Genomic DNA, 17747 nt, shown 5'->3' with positions numbered 1-17747 from the left:
CCTGCCAAGCTACGTCGCCGCCGGCGCGGCGTACGCGCCGATACGATGACCACCGCCCGCGGTCCGATGAGAGGGCCGAGCCAATCACCTGAACAGTCATTCCATCGGTACTGAGCTGGGTAGGTGGCCTTGCCCCTGGCGTCAACAGGTCGTTCGGCGTCATTACGAACGAGGGTTGCCGGCGCTGGGCGGGACGAGTCCGAGTTGCCCGGGGTGGTGGCGCACGAGTGGCTAGCACGGACGTGGGCTAACAAATGGCTCGCCGAACTGTGTACCACCGCCAGCGCTTTGGCGGCCGTGCGCACTTTCGGCACCGTCCACGGCCTGCGCACCGTGAACGTCGCCAGCGAGGCGCCGCGGCTCGGGATGACGCAGCCGACGACACCGCGCGAGCCGGGGCCTGGTCCCGGCTCGCGCGGTGTCGCCGGTCAGGGACTGCTGCAGGCCACCGCCGGCGTGGTGGGACTGCCGGTGCCGAGGAAGCCGAACTGCGCCGAGGCGTTGGCGTTCAGCGCCGCGTTGTAGGACATGTTCCGCGCGGTCGCCGTTGCGCCGCTGACGGTGAGTGTCGCGTTCCAGGTCTGGTTGATGGTCTGGCCCGTGGCGAGCGTCCAGGTCGCCGTCCAGCCGTTGATCGCCGAGCGTCCGGCGGTGATGGTGACCTCACCCTGGAACCCTCCGGACCAGGAGTTGACCGTGCGGTACTGGGCGGTGCACGCGCCGCCCGGCGGCGGGCTCGACGAGGGCGGGCTGGAGACCGGCGGGCTCGACGGCGGCCGGCTCGACGGGGGCGGGCTCGAGGCGGGCGGGCTCGAGACGGGCGGGCTCGACCCGGACGGGGCACCGCCGGAGACGATGTACATCGCCGCGGCGTGTGACCCCACCGCGGCGCTGACGGTGCCCGTGCTGCTCGCGGTGGTGTGTGCCCACAGGTCGCGTACCGAGTAGGACGAGCCGGCGCCGAGCCCGAGCGCCGCGGCGGTCACGCTGATCGTGGTCATGCCGCCGCCCCGGTTGAGCAGTACCACGGCCTTCGATCCGTTCGCCATCGGCTTGACCCACACCTCGGCGTCGCCGTCGTCGCGCAGCCGGTACCCCTGCTTGCCGCCCCAGTTCTGGTCGACCGCGATCACCTCGGTGTTGGTGAGCGTCTCCTTGGTCGCGGCCGACATGGTGCGCAGGTCGTTGCCGGCCAGCAGCGGCGCGTTGAGCAGCGCCCACAGGCTGAAGTGGGCGCGGCCCTCGGTGTCGGACAGGGCGCCGCCGGTGTTGCCGACCTCCAGCATGTCCGGATCGTTCCAGCCGCCCGGGCCGGCGTAGTTCTCCAGGCCCACCTGGCTGTCGAGGATGCCCGTGATCGAGCCGAAGTTGGCCTGGATGTCGCCTGTGGTACGCCACGAGTTGCCGACGGGCGCGCCCCAGGTCCACACGCTGTCCTGGCCCCAGCTGCAGAGGCTGAACAGGATCGGCCGGCCGGTCGCCTTCAACGCGTCGCGCATCGCCGTATAGAGGTCCCGGGTGCTCCGGCCGCCCTTGTCCCCGCAGTTGTCGTACTTGAGGTAGTCGATGCCCCACGACGCCCAGAGATTGGCGTCCTGGGTCTCGTGGCCGGCGCTGGCCGGGAACCCGGCGCAGGTCGTGCTCCCCGCCGAGGAGTAGATGCCCAGCTTCAGGCCCTTGCCGTGCAGGTAGTCGGCGAGCGCCTTCATGCCGTTGGGAAACTTGGCCCGATCGGCGACCAGGTTGCCGCCGGCGTCTCGGCTGCGCTCGGACCAGCAGTCGTCGATGTTGACGTACTGGTAGCCGGCGGCCGCCATGCCGCTGCTCACCATCGCGTCGGCGGTCTCGCGGATCAGGCCGTCGCTGACGTTGCAGCCGAACGTGTTCCAGTCGTTCCAGCCCATCTGCGGGGTGCGGGCCAGGCCATTCTCGAGCGCCTGGGCCGGCACGGTCGCACCGGCGAGGAACGCCAGCGGTACCGCGGCGGCGACCAGTATCGGCGGCAGCACCAGACGCAGTGTCTTACGCATGTGTTCCCCTTCCGACGCGTCGCGCTCTCCACTCAGACTTCCTTTTCTCATTTAGCCAAGTCAATGAACGGCGCTCGGTCGTCGCCGATGCCTGCCCGACGCCATGAAAGCTGCACGAGGGCTCACGGCGCGTGGTCTTCCCACCGTCCCGTGTAGTGGTCGCGGACGCCGCGGGTCGGGGGAGGCTGCGGCCAGCAGCTGCGTGTACGGGTGCTGCGGATTGAGGATCACCTCGTCGGCGGGGCCGCGCTCGACCACCCGTCCCCGGTAGAGCACGATGATGTCGTAGAGGACGGCGAGGTTCTCCTCCCGCTGCAACCGCGCCAGGAGCCGGAGGATCCCCAGCCGGACCGACACGTCCAACATGGACACCGGTTCGTCGGCGACGATGGTTCGGGCCCGGCGCGAGGGCCCGGGCGATGGCGACGCGTTGGCGCCGACCGCCCAGGCGCACACGATCAATAGCCGACCGGTGTGGGAGAGGATGGGCTCGAACCACCGACCTCGCTGTTTTCAGCAGCGCGCTCTGTTCCCGCCGGCGACCGCGGGCCGCAGGCGTTTCTGAGCTACTCTCCCCGAGCCTTCGACGCTTCCATTGCTCGGGTGGCTGGTCAAGGCGACACTCGGTCTCAGGTCAAGACTCGACAACGTAGACGCGGTCGCCCGGGCGAACCTTCTCCATGACCCGGATCGCGGCGTGCGTTCCGGCAAAGGCTTGCTGCACGCTTTCGTGCTCGACCTGGATCGACGCCAGACGCTGGCGGAAGTCGGTCGGCGTACCGTTGTTCTGGCGGCTCTCCGGGGAAACGATCCTGAGCTCGGCGCCGACCTCGAAGGTCCGGGCGACGGCGATGACGGCGGCCGCCACGCCGGGCCAGTAGTGCCGGATCTCCCCTGCGTAAATGCCCGGAGCGGGTGTCTCCGCCGGCCGGAGCGGGCCGCTCGGAGTGCGTCGGGTCTCCGAGAGGTGCATGTCCTCACCGACGGCGGTCAGCAGGCGACCCGCAAGCGCACGCACCGTCTCAGAACCATCGCGCCGCGCCTCCCGCAGCGCATCGAGGACGGTCGGCACTTCGGCGTGCCAGGTCGAGTACGGATCGTTCGCGCCCTCCCGTGCCACGCGCAGCCAGTCCTTGAGGAAATGCTTCGCCTTCGAGGCAGACCGGGCGGTCAGGCCGAGCCGGAGGGTCACGTCGAAGCGGCGGCGCAACTGCATGAGCGCGCGGCCGGCGTGTTCCCGCCGCGTCCGGTCCCTCGCCTCGTCGCCAGCGAGGGCCTCGAGCGCGGCGAGCGCCCGCTCCTGGGAGCGACTGATGCCGGCCAGCGCTCGCCGCGCGTTGTCCTGCACCGTGGGGTCCTCGCCAGCCCTCAGTGCTTCCAGGAGCGCCTCGAGCGCCTCCTGGCGTGCGCTGCCGAGCGCGCCGAGCAGCTCGAAAGCCCTGGCGCGAACCACCGGCGGACGCTCCGGCGCCGTGCGGCTCACCAGCCAGAGCACGGCGTCCTCCTCGGACTCGGTTCCGCGCAGGGTTGGCAGGAGAGCGAGGCCCTCGCGGTATACCCGCCGCCAGCTTCCGGAAAGGCGCTGTCGCGACTGGCGTACCGCCCCCACATCCAGCTCGTTCCAGAGTGCGCCGAGTGTCGCCAGCCGGACATCCCTTCCCACCTCGAGACACTCAGCCATGATGCGCACTGCGGTCAGCACGCCGCGACGGCTGAGGTCGTCGTAGCCGGTTCGGGCCGATCCCACGCCTGCCACCAGACGGGTCGCCGGTGTCTTCGGCAACTGGCTGGCCAGGAACAGGATCACCTCCGCCCAGTGCGGATCGTCGGCTCGCGCGACGGCTATCTCCGTCAGCCGCTCGGCCGGCGCGCCGGAGTCCATGAGGTCGTGGAGGAGGGCACACGAGGCGAGGTACTGCTGGACGAGGGGTTGCTGGAAGTGGTAACCCCGCCGGTTGAGGGTGAGGAACCCGGACCGATCCACGCACCAATGCAGGAACGCCTCCGCCTCGCGGTTTGCTTTGTCCGCGTCCATTTCATTGTGTACTACCAGGTATTCGACGAGCCGGTCCTCCATGTCGGGAGCGGTGAGGGTGAACTCGTCCGCGCCAGAGGTGTTCTGCATCCACAAGGCCATCTCCTCCAGCCGGAGCCGGCGGGTCCGGGTCGCGGCGGCGATATCGAGGTGCTGGGCTCCCTTGTGCTGGTCGCGCCTGAGCATGTGGTCGGTCAGCAGGCGGAAGATGTCGTCGCGCTGCTCCACGGCGACGCCATGCCGGCCGTCGTGGAGCAGCGCGACGATCGTGAGATACAGCGGGCGGGTCATGAGCCGGCGGATCCGTGGGTCGCTGACCGAGCCCAGCAGCGTGCGTCGCCGGGTCGGCGCGCCCGGCGCGAGCTGCTCCCAACGGCGCGCGAACTGCTCCACCTCGCGCCAACTGAAGCCGTCGAGCCAGTAGATGTCGAACAGGTCGGCCAGCAGGTCGAGGTAGGTGGGCCGGGTGGACACGACGACCTGGTTACCAGGGTGGCGGGCGTTGATCACGCTCACCAGGCCGCGGATCCGCTTCAGCAGCATGGCGGCCGTGGACGGGCCGGCCTCGTCGATTCCATCGAACAGGAACAGGCAGGCGCCGGTGTTGAGGAGCTCCTGCAGTTCATCGGCGGCAACCGGTACTCCGGTCGCGCTCGCCTCCTGCATGATGTAGCCGAACGGGAAAGTGTCGCGGTCTTCAGCCCAATTCCACCCCACCAGGTCGCCGACCTGGATCAGGAACGGTACCCGTAGCCGATCGCCGGCGGCGCACGCCTCAGCGGTCGCCCAGGCCATATGCTGCAGCAGCGTGCTCTTGCCGGTGCCCGGCTCGCCCACCACCGCGAAGGTCGGCGAGCTGGCGAACGCGGCCGACGCCGGGATCGGGTCCTGGGGTGAGCTGAGGGGCCCGAGATGTGGCTCGACGAACTGGTGTGCCATGGTCCGGCGTGTGCCGCGCTGATCGGCGGACGCGGCCACGTCGGACAGGATCGACAGATCGAGGTACATCCATCGCTGCCGCAGATATTCGAGATACGGCCCAAGCATGGCGGCGGGAGAGGGCTCCGGCCCCGGAGGCGGCACGGGGGGTGCCTTGAGCCGTCCCAGCGCCTCCAGGTACGGCGCGTGCTCCTCGGGAGGGACCTTGGTTCCGATCAGGTACCCCACCAGCGTCGCCCTGACTGGGCGCGTCAGGCCCTTCGCGAGGTTCGCCGCGGTGCTCTTCGAAATGACGCGGCCGGAAAGCCGGGCAATTTCGGCGTACGAGTAGCCCGAGTTGTCCTTGAGACGGGCGAGGCTGGCGGCCAGGTCGGCCCACGTCTCGATCACCGGTCGCCGTCACAATCGCGGCCAACGTCGTCCAACGCCCTCGTGGCTGGACGAATGGACGCGTTCACTCCGAAACGGCCGGCGGATTCGTGAGCCGGAACCGATCGGAGGAACAGCATGCAGTCCAGAATCACGATCCCCATCGTGCTCGGCGTCGCGGCCCTGTGCGGGGCCTGCGGCGGGCTCCTGTCATGGCTCGGGGGTGCAAACATAGCGAACTCCATCATGACGGGTTTCGCTGCCTTCGGGGGGACCATCACCGTCGCCGCGTGTCTGTCTGGCTGGCGCCGGCGCCTGTGATGCACGACGTGAAGGGCCGGCCGCGCGCGCATGCGGTCGGCCGTTCGCGCCCGTCGCGGCGCTGGTGGTGACCGCCACGACCTTCAGAGTCGCTGGGCTCCCGCGAACCTGGTTGGTCCTGGACTGGCGAGGACGTTCAAGTCGAGGTATCCCAGTCGATCCGTACCGCAGGCCGCCGCGGGGCGTTGCGGAGTACGCCTACGGTGGCGCCATGCGGACAGGCCGGATCATCGCGTTCGTGGTCGGCCTCATGGGGGCGGCCGCCACCGGCACCGGCGCCTACGCGCTCGCCGGCGGCACCCCGTGCTCGCCCGTCTGCGTCGCTCCCGGGTGGCTGATCGGGCTCGGGGCGCCTACGGCAGTGGTGGCCGGCATCGTCGCGACGAGCCCGATCATGCTGTTCACGGCCTTCGCCGCGGTCGGGTTCGGACTCCTCGCCGCCGCCGTCGGCAACGGGCACCAGTCGGTCCAGTCGTACTTCCCCGGTGGCCTCTGCCTGCTCATCGGGCTGGGCGGGAACGTGGTGTGGTTCGCCGTACGCAACGTCGACATCACCGACGGGCGCGCCGCGCTGTTCGCGACCGGCCGCCCCGGGCTCGCGACCTTGCTGTCGCTGACCGACGCCGGCGGCTCTGTCAACGACAACCCCGAGGTGATCATGCGGGTGCGGATCGAGCCTGCTGACGGGAGCCCGGCGTTCGACAGCACCCGGACGTTGGTGGTCTCCCGGCTGGCCGTACCGCGGCCGGGCCAGCGGCTCGCGGTGTACTACGACCCAGCCGATCGCGACCGCTTCGTCCTGGTCACCGAAGCCGACGGCGAGGCGCCGGACGAGGCGCGCCGGCTACTCGAGCGGCTGCGGGCCGAGTCCGCACCGGCCGCCACGCCGACGGTGGATCCGGTCGAGCGGCTCGGCAAGCTCAACGCGCTGCGCCTCTCCGGCGCCCTGACCGAGGAGGAGTTCCAGCGGCAGAAGGCGAAGCTGGACCTGTAGCGCGGCGGCCGGGCTGGACATCGGCGCATACGCTGCCGGTTGTGCGCTGGCTTCGATCCATCGGCACCGGCGTCGGGGCCGTCGCTTCGGTCCTGACAGGCATCGGTTCCTTCTACCTCGCCCCCATCGACTCCTGCTCCAGCAGCTGCCCCCCGCAGCTGTGGCTGTTCGGCGTAGGGCTCCCGGTGGCGTTGCTGGCCTGCGTCGTCGGCTCCGCCAACATCGTCTTCCTCACGCTGCTGTGCGCCGTCGGCGTCGGGTTCGTCGCCGGTACCGCAAGCTCCCCCGGCGCGTCGTCCGCCGGATACTTCATCGGCGGCGGCTCCCTGCTCCTGGCCGCCGGCGGCGTCACGATCTGGTGGTTCACCCGCAACCTCGACACCACCGACGGCAGCGCCGCCCTCTACGCGACGGGACGGCCGGCGGTAGCGACGTTGCTGTCGCTGACCGACACCGGCGGCTCAGTCAATGACAACCCGGTGGCGCTGATCCGGGTGCGGATGGAGCCGGTCGACGGCGGCCCGGCCTTCGAGACGGCCCGGACCTTCCCCGTGTCGCGGGTGAGCCTGCCGGTGCCCGGCCACCGGTTCGCGGCGTACTACGACCCGGCCGAGCCCGACCGGTTCACCCTCGTCGTCGCCGGCGAAGAGGTCCCCGACGATGTAGGCCGGCTCCGCGATCGGGTGGACGCGCAGGCCCGTGCCGCCGCCGCGCCGCCGGTGGACCCGCTCGACCGGCTCGCGGAGCTCAACGAACAGCGCCTCGCCGGCACCCTGAGCGAGGCGGAGTTCCAGCGTCACAAGGCGGAGTTCCTGCGGTGACCGACACACCCACCGGGGCGAGGAAATCCGCTACGACCCGGCGAAGTTCAGACGATGCCGGATGCCGAGCGCGACGGCCGACCCGGCGTCATGATGTGAGCGCGGCGACCTCCGCTCCGGCCATGAGGAACGCGCCCACCCCGTAGTCGGCGGTCCGGCCGGGGTCGACCGCGGCCGGCGCGGCCCCGACGTCCTGGCAGTAGCCCAGGAAGCCGTCGGCCCGCACCGCGGTCGCGACCATGCCGTTCCAGGCCCGGGCCAGGACCGGCAGGTACGTCGCCCGGTCGAGCAGGCCCGCGCCGATGCCGTAGGCGATGCCGAACGCGAAGAACGCGGTGCCGCTCGTCTCCGGGCCGCCGAAGTGGTCGGGGTCGGCGAGGTTCACGTTCCAGAAGCCGTCGGTGCGCTGCAGCGGGGCCAGCGCCGCGGCCATGGAGCGCAGGGTGTTCGCGTACTCCGGGCCGCGCTTGTTGCTCAGCGGGATCACCTTCAGGACCTTCGCGTGCGCGGCGATGGCCCAGCCGTTGCCCCGCGACCAGAGGACCGGCTTGCCCGACGGGCTCGACTGGGCCGAGCCGTCGACGGTGTAGGCGCTGTCGCGGTACCACAGCGCCGTCGACTCGGCCGCCAGGCCGGTGACCCGGCCCTGCTGGTCGGGCTGGAGCCGCTTGGTGGAGTGGTACAGCTGGTACATCGTCAGCCAGAAGCTGGTGTCGTTGCGCAGCGCGCCGAGCCGGGCGAACGGCGGCATCGCCATGTGCAGGGCGTCGACCCACCACCAGTCGTCGCGGGCGGTCGAGCTCACCATCCGGCGCAGGCTGTCCTCGATCGCGGCGATCTTGTTCGCGCCGCCCAGCAGCTCGTACAGGTCAAGGTAGGTCTGGCCGGCGCAGTGGTTGTCGGCGATCCGGGTCGCGTTGCCGCCGTTGAGGCCGTACGCGCTCTGCTCGGCCCAGGCCACCGCGTAGTCGAGGTACTTGCGCGTCCCGGAGGCCCGGTAGTGGGCCATGTTCCCGGAGAAGTACGTGGCCCGGGCCCACTGGTTGTTACCGGGGTTGGCGTTGGCGGCGATCCAGTTGTCGTTCACCCGCTGCATGACCGCGAGCACCTGGGCCCGGGTCGGCAGCTGGCTGGACGGGGCGGCGAGCGCCACGCCCGGGACGGCCACGAGCCCGAGCGCGGACCCGGCCGCCAAGAGTGCCCTGCGGTTCATCCCAGCCTCCAGGTGACGGTGTCGGTCTGTGCGGTGCCGTTGACGGTGGCGGTGACGGTGACGGTGTTGTCGCCCGGGCGCAGGGTCACGCCGGTCCACTTGAAGATCCGGTCGGTGCTGGACCGGCTGCCCAGGGAGGCGCCGTTCAGCGTGGCGGTGACCGTCGGCGCATTGGAGTACACCTTGATCTCTGTCGATGCATCGGTTCGCTGCGTCCACCGCCGGCTCGTGATGTAGAGCGTCGGCGTGCTCGCCCAGTTGGCCTTGTACCAGTAGTAGGCGTCCTTGCGGACCAGGCGGTCGCGGGTGACCAGTCCCTTGTCGTTGATCCCGGGCTGGGCACCCTCGGAGCGCCCGTCGGAGGCGAAGTCGAACATGTTCCACACGAACGTGCCCCAGATGTACGGTCGCGCCGCGAGCTGCTTCCAGGAGGCCTCGTGCAGCAGCGACTGGTACTCCTCCGGATGCCACTGGCCGTCGGTCTGCGGCTTCGCCGGGTTGAGCGCGTGCTGGGTGACGTTGGCCCCGGCGCCGTACTCCGACAGCGCGATCTTCTGAGCCGGGTTCGCGGCATGGCGGGCGTCGGCCCAGCCGCCGAGGTCGCTCGTCGTGCCGTCGTACCACCCGTAGTACTTGTTGTAGCCGGTGGTCTCGGCGTGCCCGGCGACCGCGCTGCCGTCGGCGACGCAGCAGCTCGCGTACGTGGAGATCCGGTCGGGGTCCTCGGTGTCGGCCAGGCCGGCGAGCCGGTCGAGCAGCGAGTTGGTCGCGGCGTTGTCGGTGCGCTGCTCGTTGCCGATGCCCCAGAACACGATCGACGGGTGGTTGTAGTTCTGCCGGATCAGCTCGCGCAGCTGCTGCTCGGCGTTGGCGACGAACGCGGCCGAGGCGGTGTTGAGGTCCACGACTGGGATCTCGGCCCAGACCACGAGGCCCATCTGGTCGGCGAGGTCGTAGTCCTTCTGGTCGTGCTGGTAGTGCGCCATGCGTACCGCGTTGGCGCCCATGTCCCGGATCAGGGTCAGGTCCTCGGTGTGGTCGGCGTCGTTGATCGCCCAGCCCTTGCCGGCCCGGTCCTGGTGCAGGTCGACGCCGTGCAGCGCAAGGTGCTGACCGTTGAGCGAGAAGCCGGTCGCGGCGTCGACGGCGTACGTGCGCAGGCCGAGCGGCTCGGTCACCACGTCGGCGACCCGGCCCGTGGCGGCGTCGACAAGCTCGACGTTCACCCGGTACAGATAGGGGTCGGCGGTGCCGTTCCACCGGTGCGGGGCGGGGATCGTGACGCTCTGCACGGTGATGCCGCCCGTGGCCGCCGCGAAGTTCTGGGCCGCGGCGCTCTGGTCGGCGACCACGACACCGCCGGCGTCGGTGACGACGGTGCGGACCCTGATCGAGCGGGATGCGGTGAAGTTGTTCCAGAACTTGGTCGTCACCTCGACGGCGGCGGCGGTACCGCTGATGCTCCGCTGGCGCACGTAGACGCCCGGGCCGGCGTTGTCGAGCATCCGGATGTTGAGCGGATCGACGGCCCACAGGCTCACGTTGCGGTAGATGCCGCCGTCGAAGCTGTAGTCCGCCTGCAGCGGGGGGATGTCGGGGTTCGCGGCATTGCTGACCCGCACGGCGATGACGTTGTCGCGACCGACGCCGAGCGCGGCGGTGGCGTCGAACCGGAAGCGGGAGTAGCCGCCCCGGTGCACACCGAGGTACGTGCCGTTGACCCACACGTCGGCGACCTGGTCGGCCCCGGCGAACTGCAGGAAGAGCATCTTGCCGGCGAGCGCGGCGGGCACCGTGTAGTGGCGGCGGTACCACCCGGTGCCGCGGTAGTAGTCGCCGCCCCCGTCGCCGGCGTCGTCGGCGTTCCAGGTGTGCGGGACGGTGACCGACGACCAGGCGGAGTCGTCGAAGCCGGGCGCCTCGGCCCCGGCGACGTCGCGCTTGACGAACTTCCAGCCCGCGTTGAGGTCGACGCGCTGGCGGGCCGCTGGCGGGGTGTAGGTGGCGGCCGAGGCCGGCGAGGCCGAGGTCAGCACTCCGCCGGCCAGTGCGGTGATGACGAGGGTCGTGGCGGCGACCCACCGTCTGACGGCGATTCGCATGAGGTGCGCTCCAGATGCTCCGTATCGAAGGTTTCCGATGGTGGCCTTCGTGGATGCAAGGGTGGGCGACGGACTGACAGGTTAGCTATCTGTTGCCATAAGTTGCCGCGGCGGTGGAGCCGCGAACCACCAGCCGGCACGGCAGGCTGACCGGGTCGAGGACCGGCGGGCGGGCGCCCCGCACGATCGCCAGCAGGTGCTGCACGGCCGTGGCCCCCATCGCCCGCAGCGGCGCGGCCACGGTGGTCAGGCCGGGGGTGACCAGGTCGGCGGCGAAGATGTTGTCGAAGCCCACGACGCTGAGCTCGGCCGGGAGGCGGGCACCGGCGCCGGCGAGGGCCCGGATGATCCCGATCGCGATGAGGTCGTTGTACGCCACGACGGCACCGGCCGGCCGCCGGCCCATCTCGGCCGCCGCGCCGGCGCCACCGGCGACGGTCGGCGGGAACGGCCCGATCCGCCGGGTGTGCACGCCGAGCTCGGCGGCCGCCTCGCGCAGCGACCGCCAGCGGATGCCGTCGGCCCACGACGCCTCGGGCCCGGCCGCGTACGTGACCCGCCGGTGCCCCAGCCCGGCCAGGTGCTCCACCGCCTGCCGGATCCCGTGCCGGTTGTCGGTGATCACGGACGGCACGTCGGCGACGGCGCGGTTGAGTACGATGACGGGCCGCTGCTTGGCCATCACCCGGATCGCCGAGTCCGGCATCCGGGTCGTGGCCAGCACGATCCCCGCGAGGCTCGGCAGCGCCCGCTCCAGCGCCTGCCGCTCCAGGGTGCCGGACTCCTGGGCGTCGGCGATCAGCACCGTGTAGCCCGCGTCCGCCGCCGCGGCCTGCGCGCCCAGGATGATCTCGTTGTAGAACGGGTTACTGATGTCGGAGACCATCACGGCGATCATCAGCGACGGCCCGATCGGCGCGACGCCGGCCAGCGAACTGCTGCGGTAGCCGAGCGCGGCCGCGGCCCGCCGGACGCGTTCGGCCGTCGCCGCGTTGACCCGGCCCGGGCGGGAGAACGTCCGGGACACGGTCGAGGAGGCGACGCCGGCCGCCTTCGCCACGTCGTAGATCGTCGGCGGCCGCATGGGCCGACTCTATGCCCGGGGCTGCCGAGCTGCGCGTCTGCGTCGGGGCTGCCGTCAGCGGTGCGGCCAGTACAGCGTTTCGGTGCGGGCGCGGCCCAGGCCGGTGGCGACCGCGGTGATCTGGGCGCGGACGTGCTCGGCGTCCGGGTGCGCGAGGTCGTCGAGGATGCTCAGGGCTCGCCCCCAAGTCTCGCGGGCCGCGCCGGTGTCGCCGGTGGCGTATTGGGCGTTGCCCAGGCGGATCAGGGCCTCGACCTCGCCGATGCGGTCGCCCAGGGCGACGTACAGCTCGATGGCCCGCCGGTGGCAGTCGACGGCCAGGTCGTGCTGGCCGAGGTGGTGGCGCGCGAAGCCTGTCCCGTCCCAGGAGGCGGCCTCGCCCTTGCGGTCGGAGAGCTCCCGGAACAGGGTCATGGCCCGCTCGCAGTTGACCAGGGCCCGGTCGTAGTCACCGAGCAGGGCAAGGCAGTTGCCGACGCCGTTGAGGGCCTTGGCGGTGCCTGGGCGGTGGCCGGCGGCCTCGAACAGCTCGTGGGCCCGCTCGGCCTGGGCGAGCGCCTCGCGGTAGCGGCCCTGGCGGGACAAGGCCCAGGTCAGCTCGAAGCGGGCGTGGGCCTCCCCGGTCGGGTCGGCGTGGTCCGCGGCGAGGTGCAGCGCGTGTTCGGCGTGGGTGTGGGCGTCGTCGAAACGGACCAGGAGGGTGAAAGCGCGGCTCAGGCTGCGGTGGGCGTGGGCCTGGCCGCGGCGGTCGGCCAGGCGGCGGCAGGCCTCGAGGGCGGCGCGTTCGACGGTGACCCAGTCGTGCAGGCGGCCGCGCCAGTGCAGGAAGGTGCCCAGGGACCAGGCCAGGTGCCGCACGTCCTCGTCGGGGCCGCTGGTCAGGATCGCCAGCAGGACGGGCTGCTCGGCGGTGAGCCAGGTCAGCGCCTCCGCCGAGCCCGCGAGGGCGGTGACGGTGACGCCTTCCACAAGTCCAGCCGGCGCGATCGGGCGGCGGACCGGGGTCAGCAGCCGGGCGGCGCTGTGGCTCGTGTGCAGGTAGTGCTCCAGCATCCGGCGCGTGGCCAGGCGCCGGGCGGGCTCGGGGTCGTGGGTGCGCGCGAGTTCGGCCGCGTAGGCGCGGAGCAGGTCGTGCAGGGTGTACCGGCCGGGGGCGTGTTCGGTGATGAGCTGGGCCTGGACCAGCTCGGCCAGGAGCGGGACGACGTCCGGCAGCGGGCGGCCGGCGAGGCTGGCCGCGGCCGGGGCGGCGATGTCGGGGCCGGGGTGCAGTCCCACGAGGCGGAACAGCCGGGCCGTGTCGTCGCGCAGTGCGCGGTACGACCAGAAGAACACCGCCCGCAGGTCGGTCGCGGGGTCGTCGCCGGCGAACGCGTCGAGGCGGTCCTGGGCCTCGCGCAGCTCGCGGGCCAGCGCGGCGAGCGGGAAGTCCGGGCGGGCGGCGGCGCGGGCGGCGGCGATCACGACCGCGAGCGGCAGGCCGGCGCAGTACGCGACGATCTCGTCGACCGCCTGCGGCTCGGCCGTGGCCCGGTCCCGGCTGAGGCGGCGGACCAGCAGCTCGCGCGCCTCCGCGGGAGACAGCAGATCGAGCAGGACCGGGTGCGCGCCCTGGGCGGCGACCAGGCCGGGCAGCCGGTTGCGGCTGGTCACCACGACCAGGCAGCCGGGGCCGCCGGGCAGCAGCGGGCGGACCTGCGCGGCATCGCGGGCGTTGTCGAGCACGACCAGCATCCGCCGGTCCCGCATCAGGCTGCGGAAGAGGGCGGCCTGCGTGTCCGTCTCGGCCGGGACGCGACTCGGCTCGACGCCCAGCGCGTCGAGGAATCCGCGCAGTGCCTCCCCGGGGCCGACGCTCGCCTCGCCCGGGTCGAAGCCGCGCAGGTTGACGTACAGCTGGCCGTCGCCGAACCGGTCCCGCACCTGATGGGCCCAGTGCACGGCGGTGGCGGTCTTGCCCACCCCGGCCGTGCCCGCGATCGCCGAGACGACAACCGTCGCGCCGTGGTCCGGCTCGTCCGGCGGCAGGAGCGCGTCGAGCTGCTTGAGGCAGGCGGCACGGCCGGTGAACGCCGGCACGTCCGCCGGAAGCTGGGCCGGAATTGGCCGTGGCACGGCGGGCGGCGCCGCGGCCCGGTCGGCCGTGGGCGGTGCATCCAGGGCCGGGTCGCCGCGCAGGATCGCCAGCTGCAGGCGGGCGAGCTCCGGCCCCGGCTCCAGGCCGGTGCGGTCGGCCAGCCGGGCCCGCGTGGCGGCGAACGCCTCGAGCGCCTCGTGGCGGCGGCCGGCCCGGTGCAGGCAGAGGATCTGCAGCTCGGCCAGCCGTTCCCGGAACGGGTGCGCGGCCACCAGGTTGGCCAGCTCGCCGAGGAGATCCTGGTGCCGGCCGAGCGCGAGCTCCAGCTCGATCCGCCGCTCCACGCACGCCAGCCGCCGCTCCTCGAGCCCCTGCGCCTCCGCGTCGAACATCGGTCCGCCGAGCCCGCCCAGCGCCGGCCCGCGCCACAGCCCCGACGCCGCCCGCAGCGCCTCCGCCGCGGCGCCGAGCCGCCCCTGCTCGGCCAGCGAACGGGCCCGGGTGACGTGGCCGTCGAACACGACCGCGTCGAGCGCGCCGTCGGCGACCTGAATCAGGTAGCCGGTCCCGGACCGGGCGACGGGTGGCTCGCCGCCGCTCGCGGCGGCCAGGTGCCGGCGCAGCGTGGCGATGGTGTTGCGGACCTGGGCCGCCGCGGTCGGCGGGGGCCGCTCGCCCCACAGGACGTCGACAAGCCGTTCGGCGCTGACGGTCCGGTTGGCCTGCAGCAGCAGGGCGGCGAGGCTGCGGTGCTCTCGCGGGCCGCCGATGTTGACCGGCACGCCGCCGGCCCGGACCTCGACCGGCCCCAGAATGCCGTACTCCATTCCGAGCCCCCGCCCCGGATCGCCCGATACGCCGCCGATACGGCATCGATACGGGTCATTCCTAGCATAAGGCAACCGCGCGGGACGCCGATCGACGGGGATCGGGGGAAGGCGTGCCGCGTCCGGGATGGCAAGCACAGAAGGAGGAAGCGTGACTGAGGAGTCGACAGAACGGCGACAGTTGAGCCGGCGCTCGCTGATCACCGGCACCCTAAAGGCCGGCGCGGGTGCGGTGCTGCTCGGCGCGGGCGTGCTCGCCGCGGCCCAGCCGGCCGCAGCCGCCATCGCGCCGTCGCAGCAGGGCTGGCGGTACTGCAAGATCTGCAAGGCCCTGGTCTACGACTCGCCCTACAACAACCCCTGCCCGGGCAGCGCCACCGGCCACGACCGATCGGGCAGCTTCAACTACTGGATCTCCTACGACGACCAGGACAACACGTACAGCCAGACCGGGTGGCGATACTGCAACAAGTGCCAGGCGCTCGCCTGGGGCGGCGGGGACTACCCCTGCAAGGCCGGCGGCACCCACAACAAGACCGGAAGCCTCAACTACGCGCTGGCCCACAACCTCGGCGCCGGCGACGGGTGGCAGCAGGGCTGGGTCTTCTGTAACCGGTGCGGTGAGCTCTACTTCAAGTCGGAGCGCGCGAACAGCCGATGTACCGTCAACGCCTTCTTCGGGCACCAGGACAACGAGTCCTACGCGTACCAGCTGATGTTCGGCTGGGTCGACTGAAGAGCGGTGGGACGCCGGTCCTCGGCATCCCACCGCCCCGACACCGGTGGCCCGGATCGAGGGCCTGGGCGAGTCGCGGAGCAGCGCCGTGCCGTGGTCCATCCGGGCCAGGTCGCCGTCCACCAGGCCGCCGACCAGCGCGGCGACCCCGGCGTTGGTCTGGACCGCCGGATTACGGTCGGCCAGTTCCTGCGCCTGCCCGGCGAGCTCGCCGGCCAGCTTGGCGTCGCCGCCCGCGACCGCGATCGGGGTGATCTCGAGGAACCAGGTCGGCTGCCAGCGCCAGCGGTGCCGGAGAAAACGCTCGGGCTGGAGCATGGCGTGTACGGTGCGCAGCGCCGTGGCCGGATCGTCCTCGGCGGCCGCGAGCAGCGCCTGCGCGTGTCGTTGCAGAAACGGCGTTCCCCGGTCCGCGTGGCCGGCCGGCGGGATCACCCGCCGCAGCTGGTCGCGGGCGGTGTCGTACTCGCCGCGCAGCTGGGCGATCCGGCCGAGCAGCACCCTGGCCTCGTTGTGGTACGTCAGCTGTTTGAGGTCGTCGCCGAGGCGTAGCAGGGTGTTCGCGGCGGTCTCGGCGTCATCGAGGTGGCCGACGCAGAAATCCTGCCACATCTGCGCGAAATGGTAGGCGTAGACGCGGGCGGACGAGCTGGGCAGCTCCAGTTCGGCACGGATCTGGTGGAGCAGCCCGGCGCTCTCGTCGTAGCGGTCCAGAAGCTGAAGGGACAGCACCTCGTCGGCGAAATAGGTCTCGGCGGTCAGGGCACGCAGCTCGCGGAAGTGCCCGAGCGCGACATCATTGCGGCCGTCGTTGCGGGCGATCTCACCGAGAGCGCGTCGTGCGGTGATCCAGGCGCGGTCGTCCCCGGTCTCGTCGGCCGCCGCGAGCGCCTCCCGGCCCGCCGCCCAGGCAGTCTCAGGTTCCTCGGTGGACTGAGCCAGCGCCCGCTGCGCCGATAGCCGGGCCCGTAGTGGTGGCGGTACGCCGTCGAGGGCCAGGGCAGCCTCGACCCTGCGAAGGATCCGGGGCGTCTGCCCGGTGTTCCACAGCGCGTCCGCCGCCCGGTCCTCCACCTCGGCGGTCTGCCCGGCCGGCAGGCCCGCCCCGAGCAGGGTGTCCGCCAGGGTGAGCGCGTCCTCGGTGTGCCAGGCGACGGTCAGCAGTTCGATCGCCTCGATCCCGAAGTGCGCCCGCCGCGGGTCGCGGGCCGGCAGCAGCGTGAACGCCTGCCGGATCAATTCGGCCGCCACCTCCGGGATCACTGCCGGGGGGCCGATCGCGGCGTCGCGCAGCACTTCCGCGGCCCGTACGTCGCCGGGCTCGGCGTCGACCAGGATATGTGGCACCGCGTCCAGCGGCCGCCGTCCCGGGCAGCACCGGCAGCGCGAACAGGGTCAGGGCGTCCGCCCACTGGAGATCATCGACACAGATCAGGAGCGGCTGCTCGATCGCCCGCCGCTCCAGGGCGTCGGCGATCCGGTCCACCAGCCAGAGCTGCTGCCGTTCGAACTCCGCCAGACCGTGGAAGACATCGTCGGCCAGCAGCGGAGACGGACCCGAACGCAACGCGATCAGCAGCGGTACGAGCGGAGCGATCCGGTCCGCCTCCTCCGCCTTGCCGAGCCCGTATCCGAAACCACGCGCGGTCGCCTCGCCGGCGATGGCCTCGGCGAGCGCCGACTTCCCGATGCCGGGCTCACCGGACACCAGGACCATCGATCCCTGCCCGCTGCGGACGGCCCGATCCAGGGCCTGACGCGCCGTCCGCATCTCGTCCGCGCGCCCCCGCAGGACCCGCCCCTTCATCTTTCGCCTCTCACCATTTCTGACGAGGAACCAACTCGCAGCTGTGGCACATCGTGACGGTCGATCTCACCATTCCAGGTGGTTCACGGTACGCCGCCCGATGGTTGCCTTACGAGGATGAACGACGACGCACCGAGCCCAAGCAGAAGCGTCCGTGCCCAGGTTGCACAGTATGAGGCGGCGGACGGCCGCGAAGGTGGAACGCTCGAGGGCAAACCGGTCGTCATCCTCACCAGCACCGGCGCCCGCACCGGCCAGACCCGCGAGATTGATGGTGCCGAGAAGGACCGCTGGTGGGTCATCGCCGAGTGACGCCATGAGCCGCTCGTCACTGCCACGGTGATCGACAACACCTTGTCTTTTCGACAGCGCTGTCTAAAGGCGCCCTATAC

At 71.7% G+C, this 17747-nt stretch carries 13 protein-coding genes, 1 tRNA gene and 1 pseudogene; 6 read left to right on the top strand and 9 right to left on the bottom strand.

Annotated elements, in window-relative coordinates; all coding sequences use genetic code 11:
* Positions 1–428: 428 nt before the first annotated feature.
* The 4 genes from AB0B76_RS49040 to AB0B76_RS49025 form a co-directional block, all read right to left on the bottom strand.
* Positions 429–2030, bottom strand: coding sequence for a cellulose binding domain-containing protein (locus AB0B76_RS49040; RefSeq protein WP_360390003.1), 1602 nt, complete (start codon positions 2028–2030; stop codon positions 429–431).
* A gap of 60 nt (positions 2031–2090) precedes the next feature.
* Positions 2091–2486, bottom strand: coding sequence for a hypothetical protein (locus tag AB0B76_RS49035; protein ID WP_360390000.1), 396 nt, complete (start codon positions 2484–2486; stop codon positions 2091–2093).
* A 19-nt stretch (positions 2487–2505) separates the two neighbouring features.
* Positions 2506–2606, bottom strand: a tRNA-Phe gene (locus tag AB0B76_RS49030).
* 58 nt (positions 2607–2664) lie between these two features.
* Positions 2665–5394 carry an NACHT domain-containing protein gene (locus AB0B76_RS49025; RefSeq protein ID WP_360389997.1) on the bottom strand — a complete coding sequence of 910 codons (2730 nt, stop codon included), beginning with the start codon at positions 5392–5394 and terminating at the stop codon, positions 2665–2667.
* A gap of 511 nt (positions 5395–5905) precedes the next feature.
* Between AB0B76_RS49025 and AB0B76_RS49020 the strand changes: the two genes are divergently transcribed.
* Both AB0B76_RS49020 and AB0B76_RS49015 read left to right on the top strand, forming a co-directional pair.
* Positions 5906–6688, top strand: coding sequence for an SHOCT domain-containing protein (locus AB0B76_RS49020; protein WP_360389995.1), 783 nt, complete (start codon positions 5906–5908; stop codon positions 6686–6688).
* A 41-nt stretch (positions 6689–6729) separates the two neighbouring features.
* Positions 6730–7509: an SHOCT domain-containing protein gene (locus AB0B76_RS49015; RefSeq protein ID WP_360389993.1), complete on the top strand. Its 780-nt coding sequence runs from the start codon at positions 6730–6732 to the stop codon at positions 7507–7509.
* A gap of 88 nt (positions 7510–7597) precedes the next feature.
* On the opposite strand, the gene AB0B76_RS49010 is transcribed toward AB0B76_RS49015, so the two are convergent.
* From AB0B76_RS49010 to AB0B76_RS48995, 4 genes are all read right to left on the bottom strand, one after another.
* Entirely contained in the window at positions 7598–8722 is a 1125-nt protein-coding gene (locus tag AB0B76_RS49010; protein ID WP_360389990.1) for a glycoside hydrolase family 88 protein, read from the bottom strand.
* Entirely contained in the window at positions 8719–10824 is a 2106-nt protein-coding gene (locus tag AB0B76_RS49005; RefSeq protein ID WP_360389987.1) for a glycoside hydrolase family 2 TIM barrel-domain containing protein, read from the bottom strand. Before AB0B76_RS49005 ends, AB0B76_RS49010 begins: the two co-directional genes overlap by 4 nt.
* Before the next feature lie 85 nt (positions 10825–10909).
* Entirely contained in the window at positions 10910–11908 is a 999-nt protein-coding gene (locus tag AB0B76_RS49000; RefSeq protein WP_360389985.1) for a LacI family DNA-binding transcriptional regulator, read from the bottom strand.
* Positions 11909–11962: 54 nt separating this feature from the next.
* Positions 11963–14812 (bottom strand): BTAD domain-containing putative transcriptional regulator, encoded by a 2850-nt coding sequence (locus AB0B76_RS48995; protein ID WP_360389982.1) that lies wholly within the window; start codon positions 14810–14812, stop codon positions 11963–11965.
* A gap of 151 nt (positions 14813–14963) precedes the next feature.
* On the opposite strand from AB0B76_RS48995, the gene AB0B76_RS48990 reads away from it, so the two are divergent.
* The 3 genes from AB0B76_RS48990 (at position 14964) to AB0B76_RS48980 (ending at position 16508) form a co-directional block, all read left to right on the top strand.
* Entirely contained in the window at positions 14964–15548 is a 585-nt protein-coding gene (locus AB0B76_RS48990; protein ID WP_360389979.1) for a hypothetical protein, read from the top strand.
* Positions 15549–15641: 93 nt separating this feature from the next.
* Positions 15642–16100, top strand: a complete 459-nt coding sequence (locus AB0B76_RS48985) for a hypothetical protein (protein ID WP_360389976.1) — start codon at positions 15642–15644, stop codon at positions 16098–16100.
* Positions 16101–16133: 33 nt separating this feature from the next.
* Positions 16134–16508: a hypothetical protein gene (locus tag AB0B76_RS48980; protein WP_360389974.1), complete on the top strand. Its 375-nt coding sequence runs from the start codon at positions 16134–16136 to the stop codon at positions 16506–16508.
* Between the two features lie 418 nt (positions 16509–16926).
* Here the strand turns inward: AB0B76_RS48980 and AB0B76_RS48975 are convergent.
* Positions 16927–17355 (bottom strand): annotated as a pseudogene (locus AB0B76_RS48975) (ATP-binding protein); the annotation flags it as partial.
* Positions 17356–17472: 117 nt separating this feature from the next.
* On the opposite strand from AB0B76_RS48975, the gene AB0B76_RS48970 reads away from it, so the two are divergent.
* Positions 17473–17667 (top strand): nitroreductase/quinone reductase family protein, encoded by a 195-nt coding sequence (locus AB0B76_RS48970; RefSeq protein ID WP_360389971.1) that lies wholly within the window; start codon positions 17473–17475, stop codon positions 17665–17667.
* Positions 17668–17747 lie beyond the last annotated feature (80 nt).

The sequence above is a fragment of the Dactylosporangium sp. NPDC049140 genome (genome assembly GCF_040648435.1).
The sequence above is the reverse complement of the archived record's forward strand: the minus strand, read 5'-3'. Positions and strand labels throughout refer to the sequence as shown.